This is a genomic window from Microvirga flavescens, from assembly GCF_003290125.1.
Lineage (GTDB): Bacteria > Pseudomonadota > Alphaproteobacteria > Rhizobiales > Beijerinckiaceae > Microvirga > Microvirga flavescens.
The window spans coordinates 1-22,277 of record NZ_QMKH01000007.1; the positions used below are offsets into that span (position 1 = coordinate 1).

General features: G+C 62.3%; 25 protein-coding genes. 13 read left to right on the forward strand and 12 right to left on the reverse strand.

The annotated features are described in order from the left end of the window. Positions 1–1,254, reverse strand: a 1,254-nt coding sequence (locus tag DQW91_RS17245) for a calcium-binding protein (RefSeq protein ID WP_281024036.1), incomplete at its 3' end; no start/stop codon positions are given. 1,121 nt (positions 1,255–2,375) lie between these two features. Here DQW91_RS17245 and rnr point away from each other — a divergent pair. From rnr to DQW91_RS13370, 5 genes are all read left to right on the forward strand, one after another. Beyond that, a complete protein-coding gene (rnr, locus tag DQW91_RS13350; protein ID WP_112664150.1) occupies positions 2,376–4,664 on the forward strand; it encodes a ribonuclease R in 2,289 nt (762 codons plus the stop codon). A gap of 20 nt (positions 4,665–4,684) precedes the next feature. Beyond that, on the forward strand, positions 4,685–5,152 hold the full coding sequence (locus DQW91_RS13355; protein WP_245411028.1) for a DUF983 domain-containing protein: 468 nt from the start codon (positions 4,685–4,687) through the stop codon (positions 5,150–5,152). After that, on the forward strand, positions 5,103–5,846 hold the full coding sequence (locus DQW91_RS13360) for an NUDIX hydrolase (protein ID WP_245411029.1): 744 nt from the start codon (positions 5,103–5,105) through the stop codon (positions 5,844–5,846). The genes DQW91_RS13355 and DQW91_RS13360 overlap by 50 nt, the downstream gene beginning before the upstream one ends. Before the next feature lie 129 nt (positions 5,847–5,975). Continuing rightward, complete coding sequence (gene rpmG, locus DQW91_RS13365) at positions 5,976–6,143, forward strand: 50S ribosomal protein L33 (protein ID WP_112664152.1); 168 nt, start codon at positions 5,976–5,978, stop codon at positions 6,141–6,143. Between the two features lie 150 nt (positions 6,144–6,293). Then, positions 6,294–7,004 carry an HAD family hydrolase gene (locus tag DQW91_RS13370; protein WP_112664153.1) on the forward strand — a complete coding sequence of 237 codons (711 nt, stop codon included), beginning with the start codon at positions 6,294–6,296 and terminating at the stop codon, positions 7,002–7,004. A 3-nt stretch (positions 7,005–7,007) separates the two neighbouring features. Here the strand turns inward: DQW91_RS13370 and DQW91_RS16650 are convergent, their stop codons facing one another. Continuing rightward, positions 7,008–7,289, reverse strand: a complete 282-nt coding sequence (locus DQW91_RS16650; RefSeq protein WP_157961444.1) for a hypothetical protein — start codon at positions 7,287–7,289, stop codon at positions 7,008–7,010. Between the two features lie 230 nt (positions 7,290–7,519). Between DQW91_RS16650 and DQW91_RS16655 the strand changes: the two genes are divergently transcribed. Next, positions 7,520–7,672: a hypothetical protein gene (locus DQW91_RS16655; protein WP_157961445.1), complete on the forward strand. Its 153-nt coding sequence runs from the start codon at positions 7,520–7,522 to the stop codon at positions 7,670–7,672. A gap of 317 nt (positions 7,673–7,989) precedes the next feature. Here DQW91_RS16655 and DQW91_RS13385 read toward each other — a convergent pair whose 3' ends face one another. Further along, a complete protein-coding gene (locus DQW91_RS13385) occupies positions 7,990–8,373 on the reverse strand; it encodes a response regulator (protein WP_112664327.1) in 384 nt (127 codons plus the stop codon). 125 nt (positions 8,374–8,498) lie between these two features. Between DQW91_RS13385 and DQW91_RS13390 the strand changes: the two genes are divergently transcribed. Together DQW91_RS13390 and DQW91_RS13395 are read left to right on the forward strand one after the other, a co-directional pair. Continuing rightward, the gene (locus DQW91_RS13390) at positions 8,499–8,783 is read left to right on the forward strand and encodes a DUF3572 domain-containing protein (RefSeq protein ID WP_112664156.1); all 285 of its coding nucleotides are present in this window, start codon (positions 8,499–8,501) and stop codon (positions 8,781–8,783) included. Positions 8,784–8,792: 9 nt separating this feature from the next. Then, positions 8,793–10,070: a DNA polymerase IV gene (locus DQW91_RS13395; RefSeq protein ID WP_112664157.1), complete on the forward strand. Its 1,278-nt coding sequence runs from the start codon at positions 8,793–8,795 to the stop codon at positions 10,068–10,070. Here the strand turns inward: DQW91_RS13395 and DQW91_RS13400 are convergent. Next, positions 10,061–10,894 (reverse strand): cell envelope integrity EipB family protein, encoded by an 834-nt coding sequence (locus tag DQW91_RS13400; protein WP_112664158.1) that lies wholly within the window; start codon positions 10,892–10,894, stop codon positions 10,061–10,063. The genes DQW91_RS13395 and DQW91_RS13400 overlap by 10 nt on opposite strands. A 145-nt stretch (positions 10,895–11,039) precedes the next feature. On the opposite strand from DQW91_RS13400, the gene DQW91_RS13405 reads away from it, so the two are divergent. The 3 genes from DQW91_RS13405 (at position 11,040) to DQW91_RS13415 (ending at position 13,505) form a co-directional block, all read left to right on the forward strand. Then, the gene (locus tag DQW91_RS13405) at positions 11,040–11,510 is read left to right on the forward strand and encodes a RidA family protein (RefSeq protein ID WP_112664159.1); all 471 of its coding nucleotides are present in this window, start codon (positions 11,040–11,042) and stop codon (positions 11,508–11,510) included. Next, on the forward strand, positions 11,507–12,259 hold the full coding sequence (locus tag DQW91_RS13410; protein WP_112664160.1) for a glycerophosphodiester phosphodiesterase family protein: 753 nt from the start codon (positions 11,507–11,509) through the stop codon (positions 12,257–12,259). The genes DQW91_RS13405 and DQW91_RS13410 overlap by 4 nt, the downstream gene beginning before the upstream one ends. A 73-nt stretch (positions 12,260–12,332) precedes the next feature. Continuing rightward, positions 12,333–13,505, forward strand: a complete 1,173-nt coding sequence (locus DQW91_RS13415; protein WP_245411030.1) for a GNAT family N-acetyltransferase — start codon at positions 12,333–12,335, stop codon at positions 13,503–13,505. A gap of 113 nt (positions 13,506–13,618) precedes the next feature. Here the strand turns inward: DQW91_RS13415 and DQW91_RS13420 are convergent, their stop codons facing one another. From DQW91_RS13420 to DQW91_RS13435, 4 genes are all read right to left on the reverse strand, one after another. Beyond that, positions 13,619–13,870 carry a hypothetical protein gene (locus tag DQW91_RS13420; RefSeq protein WP_112664162.1) on the reverse strand — a complete coding sequence of 84 codons (252 nt, stop codon included), beginning with the start codon at positions 13,868–13,870 and terminating at the stop codon, positions 13,619–13,621. Beyond that, the gene (gene clpA / locus DQW91_RS13425; protein WP_112664163.1) at positions 13,867–16,332 is read right to left on the reverse strand and encodes an ATP-dependent Clp protease ATP-binding subunit ClpA; all 2,466 of its coding nucleotides are present in this window, start codon (positions 16,330–16,332) and stop codon (positions 13,867–13,869) included. The genes DQW91_RS13420 and clpA overlap by 4 nt, the downstream gene beginning before the upstream one ends. A gap of 37 nt (positions 16,333–16,369) precedes the next feature. After that, positions 16,370–16,723 (reverse strand): ATP-dependent Clp protease adapter ClpS, encoded by a 354-nt coding sequence (gene clpS / locus DQW91_RS13430; protein ID WP_112664328.1) that lies wholly within the window; start codon positions 16,721–16,723, stop codon positions 16,370–16,372. Between the two features lie 306 nt (positions 16,724–17,029). Beyond that, entirely contained in the window at positions 17,030–17,365 is a 336-nt protein-coding gene (locus DQW91_RS13435; protein ID WP_112664164.1) for a phasin family protein, read from the reverse strand. 251 nt (positions 17,366–17,616) lie between these two features. On the opposite strand from DQW91_RS13435, the gene DQW91_RS13440 reads away from it, so the two are divergent. Then, entirely contained in the window at positions 17,617–19,254 is a 1,638-nt protein-coding gene (locus DQW91_RS13440) for a D-alanyl-D-alanine carboxypeptidase (RefSeq protein WP_112664165.1), read from the forward strand. A gap of 69 nt (positions 19,255–19,323) precedes the next feature. Here DQW91_RS13440 and DQW91_RS17045 read toward each other — a convergent pair whose 3' ends face one another. Further along, positions 19,324–20,094: a J domain-containing protein gene (locus DQW91_RS17045; protein ID WP_342633217.1), complete on the reverse strand. Its 771-nt coding sequence runs from the start codon at positions 20,092–20,094 to the stop codon at positions 19,324–19,326. 97 nt (positions 20,095–20,191) lie between these two features. Between DQW91_RS17045 and panC the strand changes: the two genes are divergently transcribed. Continuing rightward, positions 20,192–21,034 carry a pantoate--beta-alanine ligase gene (gene panC, locus DQW91_RS13450; RefSeq protein WP_112664330.1) on the forward strand — a complete coding sequence of 281 codons (843 nt, stop codon included), beginning with the start codon at positions 20,192–20,194 and terminating at the stop codon, positions 21,032–21,034. A gap of 28 nt (positions 21,035–21,062) precedes the next feature. Here the strand turns inward: panC and DQW91_RS13455 are convergent, their stop codons facing one another. From DQW91_RS13455 to DQW91_RS13465, 3 genes are all read right to left on the reverse strand, one after another. Beyond that, the gene (locus tag DQW91_RS13455) at positions 21,063–21,419 is read right to left on the reverse strand and encodes a hypothetical protein (RefSeq protein WP_112664331.1); all 357 of its coding nucleotides are present in this window, start codon (positions 21,417–21,419) and stop codon (positions 21,063–21,065) included. Positions 21,420–21,532: 113 nt separating this feature from the next. After that, positions 21,533–21,790, reverse strand: coding sequence for a hypothetical protein (locus tag DQW91_RS13460; RefSeq protein WP_112664166.1), 258 nt, complete (start codon positions 21,788–21,790; stop codon positions 21,533–21,535). A gap of 16 nt (positions 21,791–21,806) precedes the next feature. Then, positions 21,807–22,244, reverse strand: coding sequence for a DUF1489 family protein (locus DQW91_RS13465; RefSeq protein WP_112664167.1), 438 nt, complete (start codon positions 22,242–22,244; stop codon positions 21,807–21,809). Positions 22,245–22,277 lie beyond the last annotated feature (33 nt).

Genomic DNA, 22,277 nt, shown 5'->3' on the forward strand with positions numbered 1-22,277 from the left:
GTTCAGGTAGTCGCCGCTGCCGCCGCCCAGGAGCTCGTCGTTGCCGCCATAGCCGTAAAGGTCGTTGCTCGACGCATTGCCCTGCAGCATGTCGCCATACCCCGAGCCGCCAAGGCCTTCGATGCTCACATAGATGTCGCCCGCCGCATCGCCCGTGTTGATCGAGGGCCGATCCAGGCTCGCCCGCACCCCGGAGGTCGCGCTCCAGTACACCGCGAAGTCATAGCCGTCGCCGCCGTTGAGGTAATCTCCGCCGCCACGGCCCTCCAGCAGGTCGTTGCCGCCACCGGCCCAGAACTCGTTGTAGCCCTGATGGCCATAAAACTCGTCCCCATAGGCCGAGCCGATCACGGCCTCGATCGAGATCAGCACGTCACCGGCCGCCTCGCCGCGGTTGTTGCCGCCATAAAGCATGTCCACCGCGACGCCCGACGTCGCGTATCCGTAATCCGCAAAGTCAAACCCCGCGGAACCGTCCAGCGTGTCCGCACCGGCGCCGCCGTTCAGTACGTCGTTCCCGGTCCAACCCAGCAGATAGTCGTTGCCGTTACCGCCATAGAGACGGTCGTCGCCGTCGCCGCCATCGAGATTGTCGTTGCCGTCCTCCCCATAGGCAAGGTCGTTGCCGTCGCCGCCATAGGCCAGGTCGTCGCCCGTGCCGCCATACATCACGTCGTTGCCGATGTCGGCGTCGAGCACGTCCGCTCCGCCCCCGCCCACAAGCGTGTCGTCGCCCATGCGGCCGAACAGCCAGTTATTATTCTCGTCGCCCGTCAGCCGGTCCGCGTGATGCGTGCCCGAAAGGCCCTCGATGCCGCTGTAGCGGTCCCCCGCCGCATCCCCCGCTGTGCCGCCCGACACAAGGCTCGCCACAACCCCCGCCGACGCGCCGTCGTACATCGCCAGATCGAACCCGCCGGCCCCACCGTTCAGCGTATCCGCACCAGCGCCGCCAAACAGGTAGTCGTCACCGTCCCCGCCGTCGAGAACATTGCTCTCAGCATCACCGGTAAGGTGATCGTTGAATCGCGAGCCGACCAACGCCTCGATGCCCCTATATACATCGCCCGCGGCTTGGCCAGTATTGAGGCTTGCATCCGTCAAGTTCGCGACAATGCCTGTACTCGAGCCGGCATAGCTTACGGTGTCGTAGCCATCACCCCCGACCATGATATCGGCCCCGGCGCTGCCCAGCAAAGTATCGTTGCCGGCACCACCAATCAGCATATCCTTCCCGCTGCTGCCGCTAAGCACGTCGTTTGTATCGTCACTGCCAAATTTAAGAGCATATTCAGTGCCGGACTGGCTTTGGCCACCAACTGACGAACCCGGTTGAACGTCGATTTCTGTCCTGAAGATCTCCGGCTCAGCACCTGGTCGATGGACCTCTGTCACAACCAGATCATGCCATGCAACGGCCTGACCGCTGCTGTCATAAGCTGTGGCAACTCTTGTCGTGGTTGTTGTCGTTTTTATGTGATTGGGATCGATATATTCATCGACAATCGTAACGGCTCCAGATTCACCGAAAGTTGTCGTGACAATTCCTGTTCCACCATTGTTGTAAAGGGTCGAGCGAACACTCCCATTCGGTGTCTGCTGAGTGGTCGTCATACCTTCACCACGACTTGCAGTCGTTCCGGCCGAGCCACTGGGATTGCCAGTGATCACACCACCGTTTGAATTGATGATGATGACGCCTCCACCACTGGTTCCGCCATTTATGGCTCCCCAATAGCTCCCCAAAGAGCCACTATGGCTTATGACGAAGTCCAGATAAGCCTGTTCAAGTGCACTCAGCATACCAACCCCCAGCTTCGCATTGCAGCGCATCACTGCATGAAGGGCGATCGCCAAGCCATGATGGCGGCCACATTCCATGCCAATTGACTTATCAAGAGCAGCTTTTCAGAGGATCTGACCTCTAGGAACAAACAGGACTATTAGAAATTTCTTTATTTTGCGGCCCCAAATTCGCAATCAAAGGTTAAGCTTCGCAGCGGAAGAGGCAACTCTTGGTATGCAATCCAAAGCCGGCCCGGTAGCCTGTTCTCGGTTTTCCTCGAGCAGGATATTGAGTTGCAAATCAAGGGTTGAATAAAAAATCTGGATCGGGGTCATAAAAATTTTCGATCTAGGCGGAACCAAGCCGGTTGGGCAGCGTTTAATACTCGCTACCGGCTCATTCTGCCCCCACGAGCCGGCCCCTTCAGGCCCCCCCAAAAGGGGCCTTTCTTTTTTCCAGGTCCCTTTTTCAGGCCTTGCGGCCGGAGGCGTCCAGAGATCTCGGTGCTCGCGACATGGGAAGGCTCTAGCTCCGGGGGCTCTCGCATGCGACAAGGCTCACATCGCACCGTATCGGGAATCCATTCCCCTTGGCCAAACGTTCCAAACCAGCCCATCCCTCCCTTCCCTCCCGCGAGGACCTTGTCGCGTTCATCGCCAAGGCTCCCGGCAAGATCGGCAAACGCGAGATCGCGCAGGCCTTCAACATCAAGGGCGGGGATAAGATCTGGCTGAAGCAGATGCTGAAAGATCTCGAGGTCGAGGGCGTCGTCGACCGGCGCGGCAAGACCATGCACAAGGCTGGCCAGTTGCCGCCGGTGGTTCTCGCCGACATCAAGCGCCGGGACGAGGACGGTGAACTGATCGCCGAGCCTGCGGAATGGGACGAGGAGCACGGCCCGATCCCGACCATTCTCGTGACGCTTCCCCGCAAGCCGCAGCGCGGTCAGCCGACACCCGGCGTCAACGACCGCGTGCTGATCCGCGTCTCGCCGCTCAAGAACGATATCCACCACTACACGGGCCGCGTCGTCAAAATTCTGGAAAAGCACCGCGCGCAGGTGCTCGGCATTTTTCACTCGCTGCCGGAGGGCGGCGCGCGGCTCGTGCCTGTCGAGAAGAAATCCCGCGAGCGTGAACTCATTATCCGCCCCGGCGACGAGGGCGAGGCGAAGGACGGCGATCTCGTCGCCGTCACGGTGCTCAAGGCGGGCCGCTTCGGCCTTCCCCACGCCAAGGTGAAGGAGCGCCTGGGCTCACTTGCCTCCGAGAAGGCGGTGAGCCTTATCGCGATCCACGCCCACGGCATTCCCAACGTGTTCGGCAAGGACGTGCTGGCGGAAGCCGAGAAGGCCGAGCATCTGGGCCTGGAGGGGCGTGAAGATTGGCGGGACATGCCGCTTGTCACCATCGACCCGCCCGACGCCAAGGACCACGACGATGCGGTCCACGCCGTGCGGGACGAGAACCCCGACAATCCGGGCGGCTTCATCGTCACTGTCGCCATCGCGGACGTGGCGGCCTATGTGCGCCCCGGAACGGCGCTCGACAGGGAGGCCGTGGAGCGCGGCAACTCGGTCTATTTCCCCGACCGCGTCGTGCCGATGCTGCCGGAGCGGATCTCCAACGATCTCTGTTCGTTACGCCCGCATGTGCCGCGCCCGGCGCTCGCCGTGCGCATGGTGCTCGATGCTGAGGGCCGCAAGAAACATCACAGCTTCCACCGCGTGATGATGCGTTCGGCGGCGAAGCTGTCCTACAGCCAAGCGCAGGCCGCCATCGACGGCAGGCCGGATGAGATTACAGGCTCGTTGCTGGACGCGATCCTGCGCCCCCTCTGGGCGGCCTTTGACGTGGCGAAGAAAGCGCGCGACATCCGGGGCCCGCTGTTTCTCGATCTGCCCGAGCGCAAAATCGTCCTGAAGCCGGACGGCACGGTTGACAGGGTATTCGTTCCCGAAAGGCTCGAAGCGCACAAGCTCATCGAGGAATTCATGATCCTCGCCAACGTGGCGGCGGCGGAGACGCTTGAGAAAGCCGGGTTCGAGCTGATCTACCGCGTCCACGACGAGCCCTCGCTGGAAAAGATGCGGGCCTTGAGCGAGGTTCTCGCCTCCATCGGCCTGAAATTGCCGAAGGGCAATGTGGTGAAGCCGGAACTCTTCAACCGAATCCTCGGCAGCGTCGAAGGCACGGAGAATCAGCTCTTCATCAACGAGGTCGTGCTGCGCTCGCAATCGCAGGCCGAATACTCCGCCGAGAATTACGGCCATTTCGGCCTGAACCTGCGCCGCTACGCGCATTTCACCTCGCCGATCCGGCGCTATGCGGACCTCGTGGTGCACCGCGCGCTGATCACCGCCATGAAGCTCGGCAAGGATGGGCTTTCGCACGACACGACCCGGCAGGAGCTTGCCGAGATCGCCTCCCGCATTTCCATGTCGGAACGGCGCGCAATGGCGGCGGAGCGGGAAACCATCGACCGTCTCATCGCCCACCACCTCGCCGACCGGATCGGCTCCAGCTTCGACGGCCAGGTTTCGGGCGTCACGAAGGCCGGGCTTTTCGTCAAGCTCGATGAAACCGGCGCGGATGGTTTCATTCCGGCCGGCACCATCGGGGCGGATTATTACCGCTTCGAAGAAGGCAACCACGCCCTGCGAGGCGAGCGCACGGGCGAGACCTTCCGCCTCGGAGACAAGGTGCGCGTGAAGCTGGTAGAAGCGGCCCCGGTCGCCGGCGCCTTGCGCTTCGAGATCCTGTCCGAGGGCCGTTACAGCGGCAAACGCGGCGGGGGTGGAAAGCTCCGGGCGAAATCCGGTCCGCGCCCTGCGGCCAGGAAAACGAAAACCAAGGTCAAATCGAAACACAGGCGCTGACGCCCGTGGAAGGACAAGCCATGAAGGCCGAGCGGATGATCGCCGACACTCCCGAGCTGCTCACCTCCATGAAGCGCGGCTTCATGGGCCGTTGCCCTGCCTGCGGGCAAGGCCGGCTCTTCGGGCGTTTTCTGAAGGTCAGCGCGGCCTGCGACTGCTGCGAGACCGAGTTTCATCATCACCGGGCCGACGACCTGCCGCCCTATCTCGTCATCTTCGTCGTCGGTCACCTGATCGGCTATTGCATCCTGATGACCGAGACGCATTTCGACGTGCCGCTCTGGGCGCAGATTGCCGTTTGGCCCACCCTCACGCTCGCCCTTTGCCTCGGCCTCCTGCAGCCAACCAAGGGTGCTGTCGTCGGGCTGCAATACGCGCTAGGCATGCACGGATTCGGCGCGGCCCGCGCCAGAAACAAGAACGAAAGGGAGGCGTCTGGTGCCGAAGGTTCAGTCTCAGTCGGGAACGGGCGCTCCCATCTCGCCTGAAACCCGGGCCCCTGCCCTTCGTCCTCTCGACTCCGCGACCCTCATCATCATCGACCGGAGCGGCAAGAACCCGAAGGTGCTGATGGGTCGCCGGCATGACGGCCACAAATTCATGCCGAGCCAGTTCGTCTTTCCGGGCGGGCGGGTCGAGCCGTCGGACCGGCAGATGTCGGTGGCGGGCTCGCTCCACCCTCGCGCCGAGCAGGCGCTGATGGAACGCGTTTCCCGCCCCTCCTGGCAACGCTGCCGCGCTCTGGCGCTCGCCGCCATCCGCGAAACGTTCGAGGAAACCGGGCTCATGCTCGGCTCCAAGGATTACGGCGCCCCCGAGAGCACGCCGCCCGGCCCCTGGGCCGCCTTTCAGGAGCGGGGCGTATTTCCGGAGCTCGACACGCTGCAATTCGTCGCCCGGGCAATCACGCCCCCCAAGCGCGTGAAACGGTTCGACACCCGCTTCTTCGCCGTGGACAACGATTGCGTGGCCGATTTCGTCGATGGGGTGGTGGGACCCGATTCCGAGCTGGTGGAACTTGCCTGGGTCACCTTCACTCAGGCGCAGAAGCTGGACCTTCCGGATATCACCCGTAAGGTCCTGCAGGAGCTGGAGAGCCGAATCGCCGCCGGCTTCATCCACGAACTTCCGGTTCCGTTCTTCCACACGAGGAACGGGCGTTTCGTTCAGGAATGGCTGTAATCGGGTTCGATGCGCCGAAAGCCTTGACGCAGAGGGCGTTATCGGGCATTGACAGCGTGAAATTCCGGCCGGGGAGACCCGGCCCTTTGTGTTTCGGCTAAGCCGAACTACCCAACAAGAGGTCCGACCATGGCCAAAGCCGCAACCATCAAAGTGAAGCTCGTCTCGTCCGCCGAAACCGGCTACTTCTACGTGACGAAGAAGAATTCCCGCACCAAGACCGACAAGCTCGTGATGAAGAAGTACGACCCCGTCGCGAAGAAGCACGTCGAGTTCCGCGAGACGAAGATCAAGTAATCGAGTTCTCTCGATAACTGATCCGTTCGGTTGAAACCGCCTCCTTACCGGGGCGGTTTTTCTTTTGGGCGCGCACTCGACCACATTGTAAGTCGACGGTAGGACCGGCTAGGCTCCGTGAGCCTATTCAACGACCGCGAGTGACCCGCGATGACCTCTCGCGCCCCTGCCCTCACCACCATCGGCTTCGACGCCGACGATACACTCTGGCACAACGAGCAGCTCTTCAAGCTGACGGAGGATCGCTTCAGGGCCCTGCTCGGCGACCATGCGGAGGGCGAGCACATCTCGCAGCGGCTTTTGGAGGCCGAGAAACGAAACCTTCGTTACTACGGCTTCGGCATCAAGGGTTTCATGCTCTCGATGATCGAAACAGCCGTGGAGGTGACCGAGGGGCGCGTTTCCGCCTCTGTGATCGCCGAAATTCTGGCGGCGGGGCGGGACATGGTCGATCACCCCGTCGAGACCCTGCCCCATATCCGCGAGACACTGCAGCAGCTTTCCGGGGCCTATCGCCTCGTGCTCATCACGAAGGGGGACCTTTTCGACCAGGAGCGCAAACTCGCCCAATCGGGCCTTGGCGACCTGTTCCATGCGGTTGAGATCGTCAGCGACAAGAACGCCGAGACGTACAAGCGTTTGTTCGAGCGGCACGGGCACGGGCCGGGCCGCAGCATGATGGTGGGCAATTCTTTGAAATCCGACGTCCTCCCCGCGATCCAGGCGGGAAGCTGGGGCGTCTATATCCCCTATGCCCTCACCTGGGCTCATGAGCACGACGAAGAACCGGCGGCCGAGCCACGTTTTCAAAAGCTCGACCGCCTTGGCGAATTGACGGGCCTTCTACACAGGATCGGCTAGGCGTTACCAGCAAAGCCTTTGGCGATAGGGTCCATGTGGGCCCGTGCGCCACCGGTAGTCGCAGTGTTTCCAGCCCGGCGGCCCGTAATAGAATTCTCTGGATTGCGGGCCACGCCAGACACAGTTCCCGCCCCGGTCGCAGACCCACCGCGCCGGGGTCACGAGATCGGTCGTCTTCAGAGCTTCCGACGGATTGGGAATGACCGTAGCCGAAGCGGGCGCGAAAGCAGCCGCGCCGCATAAGACGGCTCCGGAAACGGCCAAGGTGACGAGAATCCTTCTCATGGCAACCTCCTGCAGGGCTGCCTCGACGGCGCCCTGCGCCGACATCGGAGGAAAAATTCCGGTCTGGCAGGAAAGGTTCCGCCCCGATCAATCGCGAATTGGTGAGGGATAAGGTGGCCAGCTGGAGGCGGGGCTGAGGAGGCGACAACCGCCTCCAGCTTGGCCGAGCCCACGAAGTCCCAGGAGATGCGGCGGACCTGAGCATCCGGGGCGTCTGAAAGAGCCGAAAGGTGCCTGAAACACCTGCCATGCTCAATTTTGTCGTGTTTTCCGCAGCTTCAAAGGCAATTGGTGCGCGGGAAACAGCCTTCGCCAAAGAGGCGAAATTTCCTGCTCACAGAAGATCAGAAATTGTCAGCCAATGCAATAAGGCCGAATCATAAGCCGCTCGAAGCGTGACCAAGGGAGAGGCTTTAGGCAAATTTGCTACCTTCCTCCCTGATCGTTTAGTGCGCGTTTTCCAGATTGCGCCTAGACCTTGTCGTCCGGTTGATGAGGTCTTGCCATGCTGAGATGGATAATTGCCATCACCTTGGTCGGGCTGTGGGTCTTCCTTGCGCTTCGGGACAACTTCACGGCTATCGAGCAAGTCGATTCGTGCCTGAACCGTGGAGGCTTGTGGAATCACGAGGAACTCCGCTGCGAAGGCCTGGATCAGCCTCGAGACATTCAAGCCGTCCAGTAACAAGTCACAGGCGGCTTAAGCGGGCTTTTCGTCCGCGTTGAGATAGGTTCTCACCGTTTCCAGAAACTTGGCGATGGAGATCGGCTTCGACAGGTAAGCCTCGCAGCCGCCCTCGCGAATGCGCTCCTCGTCGCCCTTCATGGCGAAGGCGGTGATGGCGATGACGGGGATCGACTTCAACTCCTCGTCGGCTTTCAGCCAACGGGTGACCTCGAGGCCGGAAACCTCGGGAAGCTGGATGTCCATGAGGATCAGGTCCGGCCTGTGGGCGCGGGCAAGCTCCATCGCCTCGATCCCGTGCCCCGTTTTCAGGGTGGCATAGCCGTGGGCCTCAAGGAGATCGTTGAAGAGCTTCATGTTGAGTTCGTTGTCCTCAACAATAAGCACTGTTTTCTTCATTGCCGCAGCCCCAGAGCCAAAAACAGACTTCACCGGCTCGATCATTCGTCCGAAACTACACCTAGCTGGTCACGTATTGATGAAATGCAAATGGCTGACGGTGAAATGCAAGCCCGGACAGGAAGATGGCATTAAGGAAAATAAACGCTGAAGAAGCCGAAAGCGTGGCCGTGAACGCCTTCGCCCGCATTGTAGCGGACGAGGAGAGGCTGACCCGTTTCCTGGCCATTTCCGGCCTGCAGCCCGACTCGATCAGGGCCGCAGCAAACGCCCCCGGCTTTTTCGCCGCTATCCTCGATTATGTCGCCTCGGACGAAGCGTTGCTTCTGGCGCTTGCCGAGGAGCTTGCCGTCAAGCCGGAGCGCATCGTCGAGGCGCATCAGATCCTGTCACCGTCCGAGTTTTACTAGGATTCTCACTTGCCGAGTGCCGCGCCCATCTGCCGGGATTGTCTGACCGTCGCCGCCTCGGCTTCGGTCCGGCGATGCACGGCCTGCGGCTCCCCTCGCCTCCTCGCGCACCCCGAGCGCGACACGCTCTCCGTCGCTCACATGGATTGCGACGCCTTCTTCGCGGCGGTGGAGAAGCGGGACGATCCGAGCCTCGCGGACAAGCCGGTCATCATCGGCGGCGGCAAGCGCGGCGTCGTCTCAACATGCTGCTATGTGGCGCGCACATATGGCGTCCGCTCGGCCATGCCCATGTTCAAGGCTCTCAAGCTTTGTCCTCACGCGGTGGTCATCAAGCCGAACATGGAGAAGTACCGGGTCGCCGGGCGCGAGGTCCGCCAACTAATGTTCGAAATGACGCCGCTGGTGGAGCCGGTTTCCATCGACGAAGCGTTTCTCGATCTGTCCGGCACCGAGCGCCTGCATCATGCAAGCCCGGCCCTCACCCTCGCCCGCTTCGCGAAGCGCGTGGAGGATGAGATCGGCATCAGCATCTCGGTCGGCCTGTCCTACAACAAGTTCCTCGCCAAGATCGCCTCGGACTTCGAAAAGCCGCGCGGCTTTTCGATCATCGGGCGGGAGGAAGCACCCGCGTTTTTGGCCGACAAGCCGGTTTCGATCATTCCCGGCATCGGGGCCTCCGCTCAGGCGCGTCTGGCGAAGGTCGGCGTGACGCTGATCTCGCACCTGCGCGAGACCTCACAGCGTAATCTCTTCGAGGCCTTAGGCCGCGATGCGCAGCGTCTCGCACGGCTCGCCTGGGGGCAGGACGACCGACGCGTGAAGACCGAACGAGAAACCAAGAGTATATCGGCGGAAACCACTTTCGACATGGACCTGCGTTCGTTCGAGGATCTCGAACCCGTCCTTTGGCGGCTCGCGGAAAAGGTGTCGTCGCGCCTCAAGGCCGAGGATTTTGCGGCGCAGAGCATCACCTTGAAGTTGAAGGACTCGGAATTTCGCCTGCTGACGCGTTCGCGCTCGGGCCTGCCGCCGACACAACTCGCCGCGCGGCTGTTCGAACCCGCGCGGCACCTTCTCAAGACCGCCTGCGACGGCACCGCCTATCGCCTCATCGGCATCGGCGCGGCTGACCTTTGCGATGCGGCTGAGGCCGATAAGGGCGACCTCGCCGATCAGAGCGTGGTGCGTCAGGCCAAGATGGAAACCGCCATTGACAAGATCCGCGACAAGTTCGGCAAAGACGCCCTGCAGAAGGGCCTTGCCCTGCGCGGACGTCAGCGCTGACAGGTCGAAACCGGCAATAATTCCAGGCTCTTCAACTCGCCGTAGAGGGAGAAATCGCCGTAATCGAGCTTGAGCGCACGGCTGACACCGTTCTCATAGAGATCGAACGAGATGATGTAGGCGGGCGTGCGGTCTCCCTGCCCCGGGTTGAAATAACTGATAGTCACCGGCCAGCGGGCTTGTTTGGACAGGGCGTCCTGGCGGGCGGGTTCCTCGAGTTTGCCGGCGTCGCCCTCGAGCTTTCGGCCGATCAGGGCTAGCGTGTCATAAACCTTCTTGCCGTCATCCGATCCGTCATAGAGCCTGACGGAAAGCGTACTGCCTCCGGCGCGGGCCGCTCCGATAAGGCGCTTGAGATGCTCAGTCGGGAACACCAGGCTCCCAGGTGCAGAGAAAGTGTCCGGCTTGGGCTTTTTCAGGGTAACGGCAAGCGATCCGTCGTTTTTGAGACTGGCTTCTCCATCCACATTGTCCTTCGCCGCGCCCTCGAGGGTCGACTCGACCCGAAAACGCATGCTCGATCCGTCGCCGGCTTCATAGGTCGCGGTGCGCACGTCGATGGTCCGCGGACCGGCCTCCGCGCCGTTGAGAACGGTCACCTGCCGATATTTCATAGTGTAGCCGTCGCAGACACTGCCGCCGAACTCGAGAGCAATGCGTCCCCGGGCGCTGTCCACCCCACGCATTCCGACGGATTTGCCAAGGGTGATGTCGTAAACGGCGCGATGGGGCACAAGATTCACTGCCGGCTCGGGCAGCGCGGGCGCAGAAGCGCCAAGGCCCGTGGCCAGAAGGATGCATGGCACAAGAAGCGAACGACGCATGAGAACTCCTTTGGCCTGCGCTCGGACATGAACAGAGATAAGCCGAGGCTGAAGAACCGGCAACGTCCGGCTTGCTTCTCGGCAGGCTATCCGCCAAAGCTTGGCCCGTATCAAGGCCTGTTAGAAGGCTAACGAGGAGGCTCCCGTGAGCAGCATTGAGAAGAGATTGCAGGAACTGGGCATCAGTCTGCCGACGCCGGCCGCGCCGGTTGCGAATTACGTGCCGTTCGTCCGCACCGGAAACCTGGTCGTGATTTCGGGCCAGCTCTGCCTCGGCGTCGACGGCAAGCTCGCGGACGCCCACAAGGGCAAGCTCGGCGCGGAAGTCTCGCCGGAAGCCGGCCAGGCGGCAGCACGCAACTGCGCCATCAACCTCATCGCGCAATTGCGCGCGGCGGTGGGTGATCTCGACAAGGTCGTGCGCGTCGTGCGCCTCGGCGGCTTCATCAACGCCGCGCCGACCTTCGCTGCCCTCGCCCCCATCATGAACGGCGCGTCGGACCTCATGGTCGAGGTTTTCGGCGACAAGGGCCGCCACGCCCGCTCCACCGTCGGCGTTGCGGAATTGCCGCTCGACGTCGCTGTCGAAGTCGAAGGAATGTTTGAAGTCCAATGAGCACGCCCAGCTGGCTCGTCGCGAAGCCCATCGCCCATCGCGGCCTGCACAACAAAGCCAACGGCATCATCGAGAACACGCTCTCGGCAGCGGAGGCCGCCATCGCGCGCGGTTTTCCGCTGGAGCTCGACGTGCAGCTCACCGCTGACAACGAGGCCATCGTCTTCCATGACTTCGAGCTTGACCGGCTCACGGGAAGCTCCGGCCTTGTCGGGGAACGCAAGCTCTCCGAGCTGGCGGCCATCGACATCGCCGGCTCGGTCGGCGGCGACAAGATCCCCGCCTTCAAGGACTATCTCGCCAAGATCGCCGGGCGCACGCCGCTTGTCATCGAAGTGAAGAGCAAGTTCAACGGCGACATGCGCCTGACGAAGCGCGTGATCGAGATCCTGGCCGACTACAGCGGCCCGTTCGTGGTGAAGTCGTTCGATCCAGACATCGTGGCATATCTGCGCCAACACGCGCCCACCATCACGCGCGGCTTCATCGGCGAGTTGGAGTACGCCTCGAAGGACGACGACTTCCTCACGCCTGAGAAGAAGCACCGGATGGCGAACCTGCTGCACTTCGATGAAACGCAGCCGCAGTTCCTCTCCTGGCGTGTGAAGGACCTGCCCTGCGCCTCGACGTACTTGAGCAGGCTGCTCGGCCATCTGCCCGTCATGACCTGGACCGTGCGCAATCCGGAAGACCGCGCCCGCGCCGAGAAGCATGCGGATCAGATGGTGTTCGAGGGCTTCCTGCCGTAATTCTCGCCGACTTTCTTGCAAGCGCCCCGCCGCGATCATACCTTCATGTTTCGCGGCGGGGCCCTTCAACAACGTGCCTTTTCAGATCAAAATCGCGCAAGGCTTGAGCGCCGTTCCGGCGGATGCCTGGGATGCCTGCGCACGCTCCACGGATTCTGGAGCCGATCCCTTCAACCCCTTCATCTCCCACGCCTTCCTCTCAAGCCTCGATGAATCCGGTTGCGTCGGCGCGAAGTCGGGGTGGATGCCGCTTCATGTGCTGGTGGAGGACGAGGCGGGAAAACTCGTCGGCGCGGCGCCGTGCTATCTCAAATCCCACTCTCAGGGCGAATACGTCTTCGACCATTCATGGGCCGACGCCTTCGAGCGCGCAGGCGGGCGCTATTATCCGAAGCTTCAGGTAAGCGTGCCGTTCACCCCCGTTACCGGGCCGCGCCTTCTCGTCGCGAAAGATGCGCCGCAGGATGAGGTGCGCGCCCATCTCATCGCAGGCCTGCGGACTTTACGCGAGCACACCGAGGCATCCTCGATCCACGCGACGTTCCTGCAGGAAGGTGATCTTCACGCCTTCGAGGCGCACGGATTTTTGAGGCGGGACGACCAGCAATTTCACTGGTTCAATGAAGGCTACGCAAGCTTCGAGGATTTTCTTGCCGCCCTCTCCTCCCGCAAGCGCAAGGCGATCCGGCGCGAACGACGCGATGCGTTGACGAACGGCATTACCATCGAATGGGTGACAGGCTCCGACATCACGAAAAAGCATTGGGATGCCTTCTTCGCGTTTTACATGGATACCGGCTCACGCAAATGGGGACGGCCCTACCTGAACCGCAAGTTCTTCTCTCTCATCGGCGAGCGCATGGCGGATCGCATTCTGCTGGTCATGGCGCGCCACGATGGCCGCTATATCGCGGGCGCGATCAACTTCATCGGGGACACGCGCCTTTACGGGCGCAATTGGGGCTGCATCGAGGATCACCCGTTCCTGCATTTCGAGGTCTGCTACTACCAGGCCATCGAATTCGCCATCGCGAGAGGGCTGGAGCGCGTGGAAGCCGGTGCGCAGGGTGAGCACAAGCTGGCGCGCGGCTACCGCCCCGTCATCACCTCATCGGCGCACGACATCGCCAACCCTTCGCTGCGCAAGGCGATTGCGGATTATCTCGAACACGAGCGGGACTACGTGGCCGAGGCAGCGGAAGAGCTTTCCTCCGCAACACCCTTCAAGCACCGCGAGGAAGAGTAACGGCAGGGACTTGGTCCGCCCCGTGCCTCTGCGCCATTCATCGACGCCCTAAAAACAAAAATGGCCGGATCAGATCCGGCCATGATGCGGTGAATGTGCGAGCAATGCGGAGGCTAGAACCCCGATGTCACCATGTTGAAACCGTTGAGGATGGCGGACGGCGAGGTGCCGAGCGCTGTCATCACCCCTTCCGCGGCCCAGTAGCAGCCGACGACGATGGCCGGCACGAGGATCCAACCCAGGATTTCTTCCATCCAGATGCGCCTGCGGCGGCGGCGTTCCCGCTGCTCGCGCCAGGTGCGCCTGACGGGAGCCGCGACTTCCGTTGCCGTTTCCAGCGGACCCTCGTGCAATTCAGTCGTCATGCCTTAACCAGTGGAACCTTCGGGACAGTGCGGACCGCGCCGCCGCTGCCGCCCGAGCCTTTCGGCTTGGATGTTTTTTTGGCCTTAGCACTTCCAGTTGTCCGAGTCTTGCTCTTCTTCTTGGCAGCGTTGGCCACAGCCTTCTCGGGCTTCGGCTTCGGCATGCCTTCGAGATACTCGAAACCAAGGGTTTTCAAGCCGATCTCGTCGGTCTTGACGATCACCCGCACCGCGCCGCCATCCTTCAGGCGGCCGAAGAGAACATCGTCCGCGAGCGGGGTCTTGATCGTCATCTGGATCAGGCGTGCCATCGGCCGTGCGCCCATCGCTTCGTCATAGCCGTGCTCGACAAGCCAGTCGCGGGCCTCGTCCGTCAGCTCGATGGTGACATTGCGGTCGGCGAGCTGCGCCTCGAGCTGCAGGACGAACTTGTCGACCACCTTCTCCACCACTTCCTTGGGCAGGTGGCCGAAGGAGATGATGGCGTCGAGGCGGTTGCGGAATTCCGGCGCGAACAGCTTGTTCACGGCCTCCGTGTCGTCCCCTTCCCGCTTGGTGCGGGTGAAGCCGTAGGCCGGGCGGGCGAGGTCGGCGGCGCCGGCATTCGTGGTCATGATGATGATCACGTTCCGGAAATCGACCTGCTTGCCGTTGTGGTCCGTCAGCTTCCCGTGGTCCATGACCTGAAGGAGGATGTTGAACAGGTCCGGATGCGCTTTCTCGATCTCATCGAGGAGCAGCACGCAATGGGGGTGCTGGTCGATGCCGTCGGTCAACAGGCCGCCCTGGTCGAAGCCCACATAGCCGGGAGGCGCGCCGATGAGACGGCTCACCGTGTGACGCTCCATGTATTCGGACATGTCGAAGCGGATCAGCTCCACCCCGAGGCTCACCGCGAGCTGCTTGGCCACCTCGGTCTTGCCGACACCGGTCGGGCCAGCGAAGAGGTAGGAACCGATCGGCTTCTCGGGATCGCGCAGGCCCGCACGGGCGAGCTTGATCGCCGAGGTCAGGGCCTCGATGGGCTTGTCCTGGCCATAGACGACGCGCTTCAACGTGTCCTTCAGGTTCGCGAGAACGGTGGCGTCGTCCTTCGAGACGGTCTTGGGCGGAATGCGCGCCATCGTCGCGATGGTGGTCTCGATCTCCTTCACGCCGATGGTCTTCTTGCGCTTGTTCTCGGGCAGGAGCATCTGCGACGCGCCGCTTTCATCGATCACGTCGATGGCCTTGTCGGGCAGCTTGCGGTCGTTGATGTAACGCGCCGAAAGCTCCACCGCCGCCTTGATGGCGTCGTTGGTGTAGCGCAGCTTGTGGAACTCCTCGAAATAGGGCTTCAAGCCCTTCACGATCTCGATGGCGTCCGGGATCGTCGGCTCGTTCACGTCGATCTTCTGGAAGCGGCGAACGAGGGCGCGGTCCTTCTCGAAATACTGGCGATATTCCTTGTAGGTGGTCGAGCCGATGCAGCGCAGCGACCCTTGCGCGAGAGCAGGCTTTAACAGGTTGGAGGCGTCCATTGCCCCGCCCGACGTCGCGCCCGCGCCGATCACCGTGTGGATCTCGTCGATGAACATGATGGCGTTGGGATGCGCCTCGATCTCCTTGACGACCTGCTTCAGGCGCTCTTCGAAATCGCCGCGATAGCGGGTGCCCGCGAGCAGCGTGCCCATGTCGAGGGCGAACACCGTCGCATCACGCAGCACTTCCGGCACCTCGCCCTGCACGATCTTGCGGGCAAGGCCTTCGGCGATAGCGGTCTTGCCGACGCCGGGATCACCGACGAGCAGCGGGTTGTTCTTCTGGCGGCGGCACAGAACCTGGATCGTGCGCTGCACCTCGGCCTCGCGTCCGATCAGCGGATCGATCTTGCCGTCCTTTGCCTTCTTGTTGAGATTGACGCAGTAAGCATCGAGGGCATCGCCCTTTTTCTTCGCGCGGCCTTCCTGCTCGTCGGAAGCTGGGCGCTCGTTGGACGGCTCTTCCTCGGCTCCGCGCGGCGCGCGGGGCTCGGCGGCGCCGGGACGCTTGGCAATGCCGTGGCTGATGTAGTTGACCGCGTCGTAACGGGTCATGTCCTGCTCCTGCAGGAAATAGGCGGCGTGGCTCTCGCGCTCGGCGAAGATCGCGACAAGCACGTTCGCGCCGGTCACCTCGTCGCGGCCGGAGGATTGCACATGAATCACCGCGCGCTGGATGACGCGCTGGAAGCCTGCCGTCGGCTTTGAATCCTGCCGCCCGTCCGCCACGAGATTGGCGAGCTCGTTGTCGACGTATTCGACAAGGTTGCGCCGCAGGATATCGAGATCGACGTTGCACGCGCGCATGACGGCGGCCGCGTCCTGATCGTCGATCAGGGCAAGGAGAAGATGTTCGAGCGTCGCATATTCATGACGGCGCTCACCCGCGAGAGCGAGAGCTCGGTGGAGGGCTTGTTCAAGACTGCGAGAAAAGCTCGGCAATGGCTTGTCCTTTGGGACCGAATGTCCCGGTAACTCACTAGTTCTTTTCCATCACGCACTGGAGGGGATGCTGGTGCTTGCGGGCAAAATCCATCACCTGCGTCACCTTCGTCTCCGCCACTTCGTAGGTGAAAACTCCACATTCCCCGACGCCGTTCTGATGGACGTGCAGCATGATGCGGGTCGCGTCTTCGCGGTTCTTGTTGAAGAAGCGCTCGAGCACATGCACCACGAACTCCATCGGGGTGTAATCGTCATTCAACAGGAGAACTCGGTACAAATTGGGCCGCTTGGTGCGGGTCTTGGTCTTGCTGATAATTGCCGTGCCTGAACGGCCGTCGTCATTATCGTCGCCGCCGGGGTTCTGCGGCCCAACCGCGAGGGGGGGCATCCAATCCCGCAAGATCAAGGTGCTCCACGTCGTCAGCATGATGGTTCGACCGCCCCTTCGTCTCTTAGCGCCTATTCGGCTATTAGAATCGCACGGCTTGTTTGCCGCCTCAACCTTCAAACCGCACTTCAGTGTCGCCTTTTCCGGCTCTCCTGATCAACAAGATGGGAGGTCGCAGGCAAAAGTGGAAGCCCGGACCTCGTAACAAACGCCGCGCCAAAGGTCGCGCCTAAAGCTTGCGCAGCCCTGTAAACAAGAAAACCCGGCGCAAGGCCGGGCTCTCGAAAGACGCCGATCAGTGCGCCGTTAGGCGGCGAAAGGCTTGGCGATAAAGCCCTCATAGGGCTTCAGGGCCTCACGGGTGACCGAGGAATAAAGTTCGCCGATCTTCGTCGATTGGGAGACAAAATCCTCATAAGCGCCACGCAGGTAGGCGTTCTGGATCTCGACAGCCTTTTCCACGGAGGACGCGCCGGTCAGCTTCTGGAGTGTAGCGGAACCGCTCTCGAAGCTTTTCTTGGCGTACTCGGCGGTCTCGGCGGCGATCTTCTGCGCACCCTTCGAGAAGGTGCTGAGCGCGCCCACGGTGGCGTCCAGGTTGTCCTGGCCGAGCTTCTGAATCTGTTCAATTCCTGGGAACATGGGTCATGTCAGCGCGCCGCGCTGTCCTCTTGCGAATGCTTTAGCTTACACGGTACAGTCATTATCTGTGCAACGCACAATGAAAGTCAAGATTCATTGTGCGCTGCACAAAAATATTGTTTCGTCAGCTGTGTTAACCCGCCCGTAACCGCAAACTCCTACCGTCGCAGACTGTGTTGTGCCGGCAACGATCCCAGCCAATGGGACGGCCGGACAGGGCCTGAGACCTACGAGACAGGGACGGTAACAGGATGAATTTGGTTCGCGTTTGGGCTGGATCCCGGAAGTTCGCAGTCGCCGTCGGCATTACAGCCACGGTCGCTGTGGCGCTTTCCTCCCCCGCTGAAGCCGCGCGCAAGAAAAGGTCGGCAGGCGGCGGATACAATCCCCCCTATGCCACGATGGTCGTCGACGTGAAGACGGGCCGGACGCTTCAGGCCCTGAACGAAGACGAGTTGCGCCATCCTGCCTCCGTTACGAAGGTCATGACGCTGTACCTGCTGTTCGAGCGCCTCGAACAGGGCAAGCTCACGCTCAATTCGCCCCTCCAGATTTCCGCCAATGCGGCGCGCCAGGCTCCCTCCAAGCTCGGCCTTGCTTCCGGAAGCACGATCGAGGTCGAGGACGCGATCCTCGCCCTCGTGACGAAATCCGCCAACGATATCGCTGTTGCAGTCGCCGAGAACCTCGCGGGCAGCGAGGGCGCCTTTGCCGAGCAGATGACGCGCAAGGCGCGCGCGCTCGGCATGAGCCGCACCGTTTACCGCAACGCCTCCGGCTTGCCGAACCCTGGCCAGATCACCACTGCGCGCGACCTCACCATCCTCGCCCGCGCAATTCAGGACCGTTTCCCGAAATACTATCCCTATTTCGGCACGCATGTGTTCCGCTATGCCGGCGCGAGCCACAAGAACCACAACAACCTGCTCGGCCGCGTCGAAGGCGTGGACGGCATCAAGACCGGCTTCACGACGGCCTCCGGCTTCAACCTGATGACCAACGTGAAGACGGACGACCGCCACATCGTCGCGATCGTTCTCGGCGGACGTTCCGCCGGTAGTCGCGACCAAGCGATGGCCTCGCTGGTCGGCTCCACTCTACCCCGCGCCTATGCGGGCGCTCGCACCACTCCGGCGGTTGGCGAAAGCCGCGTGATGGTGGCCGACGCTTCCCCGCCTCAGCGTCCCGCCGTCATGCCGAGCGTTGAGACGACGGCCGCCACGACCCCGGCTCCTGCGCCCATTCAAGCCGCGGCTCCTCAGGTCGCCGCCGAAGCCCCGGCGCAGCGCAAGCCGCTCGATCTCAACTCACTCCGTCCGGTTGTCGCCTCCGCGGCGGGTGCGTCCACCACAACGACACCGTCCTCAACGGTTCGCTGGCAGAAGGGGCCTGAGGCCCTGCCGAAGGACACGCAGGCCTATGCCGCCCTGCACGCCGAGGCTGCCGCCATGCCCCCGCAGACCTTGTCTCCGCAGGCTCTGAGCGAACCAAAGGCTCAGGAGCGTGTTCAGGTTGCCCCTGTCGCCGCTCAGCAGGCCCCGGCGCCCGCGCCCACCAAGGTCGCCGCCCTGGAGCCCAAGGTCGAGGTGAAGGCGGAGGCCAAAACCGTGGAAGCGAAGGCGGAAGCCAAGCGCCCCGCCATGTCGCCCTGGATCATCCAGCTCGGCGCGACCGACGATGAGGCCAAGGCCAAGGACATTCTCGATTCCGCCAAGTCGAAGGCCGGCAAGATCCTTCTCAAGGCCTCGGCCTTCACCGAGAAGGTCTCCCGCGACGGGTCGACCCTGTATCGGGCCCGTTTCTCCGGCTTCTCCGAGTCCGGAGAGGCGGAGGGCGCTTGCAAGGTTCTCAAGCGCAGCGGCTTCTCCTGCTTCGCTTCGCGGAGCTGATAAGAACCTTGGACGACGGCATGTGTTTGATGCCGCCGTCCGATCATCAACCGGATCGCGCGTGGAGTATCAGCGATGTCGGCTCAACAGAACTTCTTTGGCTTGGTTGACCCGGGCCGCGAGATACGTCGTCCCCCCCTGGTCGGGATGGAGCTTCTTCATCAGCGTGCGATACGCCCGCTGGATGTCGTCGACACTCGCCCCCGCGTGAAGCCCCAGGACTTCGTAGGCTTCCTCTTTCGTCATCGCGCCCGGCTGCGCCTTGCGGCCAAGCCCCGCGTCGCCATCTCGCTGAGCGTGTTCACGCCAGCCGGAAAGCCGGCGGTCAAGATAAGCCTCTAGAAGAGGCAGGCCCTCCGGGTCCATCGCGCGGCACTCCGCATGGAGGCGCAGCAGATTGTCCCGGTCGAGTTCATCAAGCTGGCGGCCGCTGAACGTGCCCGCCAGCACAAGCCCGCGAACGCTCCCCGTCTCCTGGTCGAACTCGACCTCGATCAGGGCCGAGCGCATCCGCGAGGTGCGGCGCATGCCGCCCTGCCCGCCCCTGAGCTGCCAGGGCAGCGGAAAACGGGCCCAGCCCAGCGCCCAAGCGCCGAGGCCACCGACGAGGATCGCCATATCGAGCCGCCCCTTCATGCCGAGAAGAACGGCGGCACCGAGAGCGCCGATCCCTCCGACAATCCTGAACGCTTTCGCCATCGCCCCTGCATCGGTGCGGACGAAAACCTTTGACAGCCACCACACGAGGGCGACCGTCGCGAGACCGTAAAGCAGCATCATGATCTTCATGTGAGGTTTGCCGGTGATCTTGTAAACGAAAAGATGGAGATTGCGCGGCAAGCCCTCCCCCGTCGCGCACACGCCATTCGGAAAACCGGCTTCCACTTTTCCGGATCATGCTTTAGCCAAACGCACAAAGAACATGCGGGAGGCTGCCATGACGTCAACGCCTGTTGCCGAGGCCCTGGCCGATCTGAGACAGAACGTTTCCGGATGGCGGAAGGCCGGTGAGCGCGTCGCCCTGGTTCCGACGATGGGCGCGCTGCACGAAGGGCATCTGGGGCTCGTCAGGCTCGCTCGCCAGCACGCCGAGCGCGTTGTCGTCTCCATCTTCGTGAACCCGACACAGTTCGGGCCGAACGAGGATTTCGCCAAATACCCGCGCACGTTCGAAGAAGACCGCAGCAAGCTCGCGGGCCTCGCCGATCTCGTCTTCGCCCCCGCCGTCGAGACGATGTATCCGCCGGGCGATGCCACCTTCGTCACGGTCGCGGGCCCTGCAACCGTCGGCCTCGAGGACAGTTTCCGCCCGACGCATTTCAGGGGCGTGGCAACGGTGGTCGCGAAGCTCTTTCTTCAGGTCCAGCCCGATGTCGCGGTTTTCGGCGAGAAGGATTACCAGCAGCTCCAGGTGATCCGCCGCATGGTGGCTGACCTGCAATTCCCCATCACCATCATTCCCGGCCCGACATTGCGGACGGAGGACGGCCTCGCGATGTCCTCTCGCAATCGCTACCTGTCGGAGGACGAACGCGAGCAGGCCGCGATCATCAACCAGACGCTCCGGCAATGCGCCGAAGAAATTCGCGAGACCAACGATGTCGAGGGCGCGCTCGAAGCCGGACGCGCCGTCTTGTCGAAGGCCGAATTCGATATCGATTATCTCGAAGCGCGTGATGCCGAAACACTCGCCCCGGTCACCGACCTTTCCGCCAAAATCCGCATCCTCGTCGCGGCGCGGCTCGGCACGACACGGCTGATCGACAACATCGAGGCGTGAAGTTTCGGGTGGCGCGTAAGCCGCAACCCTAATGCAGCGTTCGCGACGAGCGGCGTTTCTTTTCGCGCCTCCAGTTCTCGACGACGATGCCGTTGATGCCGGAATCGTGCAGGCTGCTGCTGAGGTCGATGAAGTGCTGCTCGCTCGTCGCCACCTCGGTTTGGGCTTGTTGATCCTTGGCCGCTTCGTCATCGTCGGCGGCGAAGCGCTCGTAGGCGGCTGACATCTCCGCGAAGGCGAAGGCCACGGGCATGGTGCGGAAGATCGTCGAGAACTCGGCGTCGAGATCTCCCGTTTCGAGATCCCGCATCTGCACGAGATAGCCATCCTCGTGTGCGCAGACTTCGTAACGCCAATGCAGCCCTTCGAGTGCCGTCAAAAGCATGGCCGCCTCCTCAGCTTGACCATAAAGCCAATGCGGGGCGGGCCTGAAGGGTTCCATGCCAGAAAAGGCTAATCCTTTCTGGCGCTTCTAAAATGCTGTTCAGATCTTAGAGATCAGCGGCGATATTCCGCATCGACGCGAACACGGCCGCTGACGCGCACCTGCGTGCCATTGCCGAGATCGATAAAGCCAGGGGTCTTGGTCTTGAGACGCTCGTCCACCTGAGGCTTGGCAGCCTTGCGGACCGGAGCGCAATCGCCCTGCTGCGTGGAAGCACCCAGGGCAGGCTGCGGCAGCCGGCAATCATTCGCCGTTGCAGGAAGGGCCCACAGCACAGCGCCGAAGGCCAGGGCAATCTCGATCCGCTTCATGCTTACGTTCCTCATGTCAAAGCAGCCCTAAGCCTGCGAGTTCCCGGCGCAGCTCTTCCGGCATCTCGGCAAGATCGCCGGAATCCCGCCCGAGATCGCGGGGCGCATCTTTCTGGTTCAGATAACGCCACCCCTGAAACGGGCGATACGGGCGCGGTTCGACCGGGACGACCTTGGGCTCCAGCACAAGATGGCAGCGCCCGATGCCCTCACCATCGGTGAAAGGTCGGATGTCCAGAAGCTTCTGGCGCGCCGCGAGTTGCCCCTTGATGACCCAATAAAGCGAGCCGCCGTCAAGCAATTCCTCGACGCGCTTGGGCACCATGCGGGTCGTGTGCGTCTGTTCGTAATCGCGGCGAAGCCGGCGGTGCAGCGCCTTGTTTTCCTCGATCCATTCCTCGAGGTCGGAGATCGACTCGCAGCCGACGCAAAGCTTGATGAGATGAAGCGGCATGGCTCCCTTCAATCACGGTTCGCTCGTTCGGGA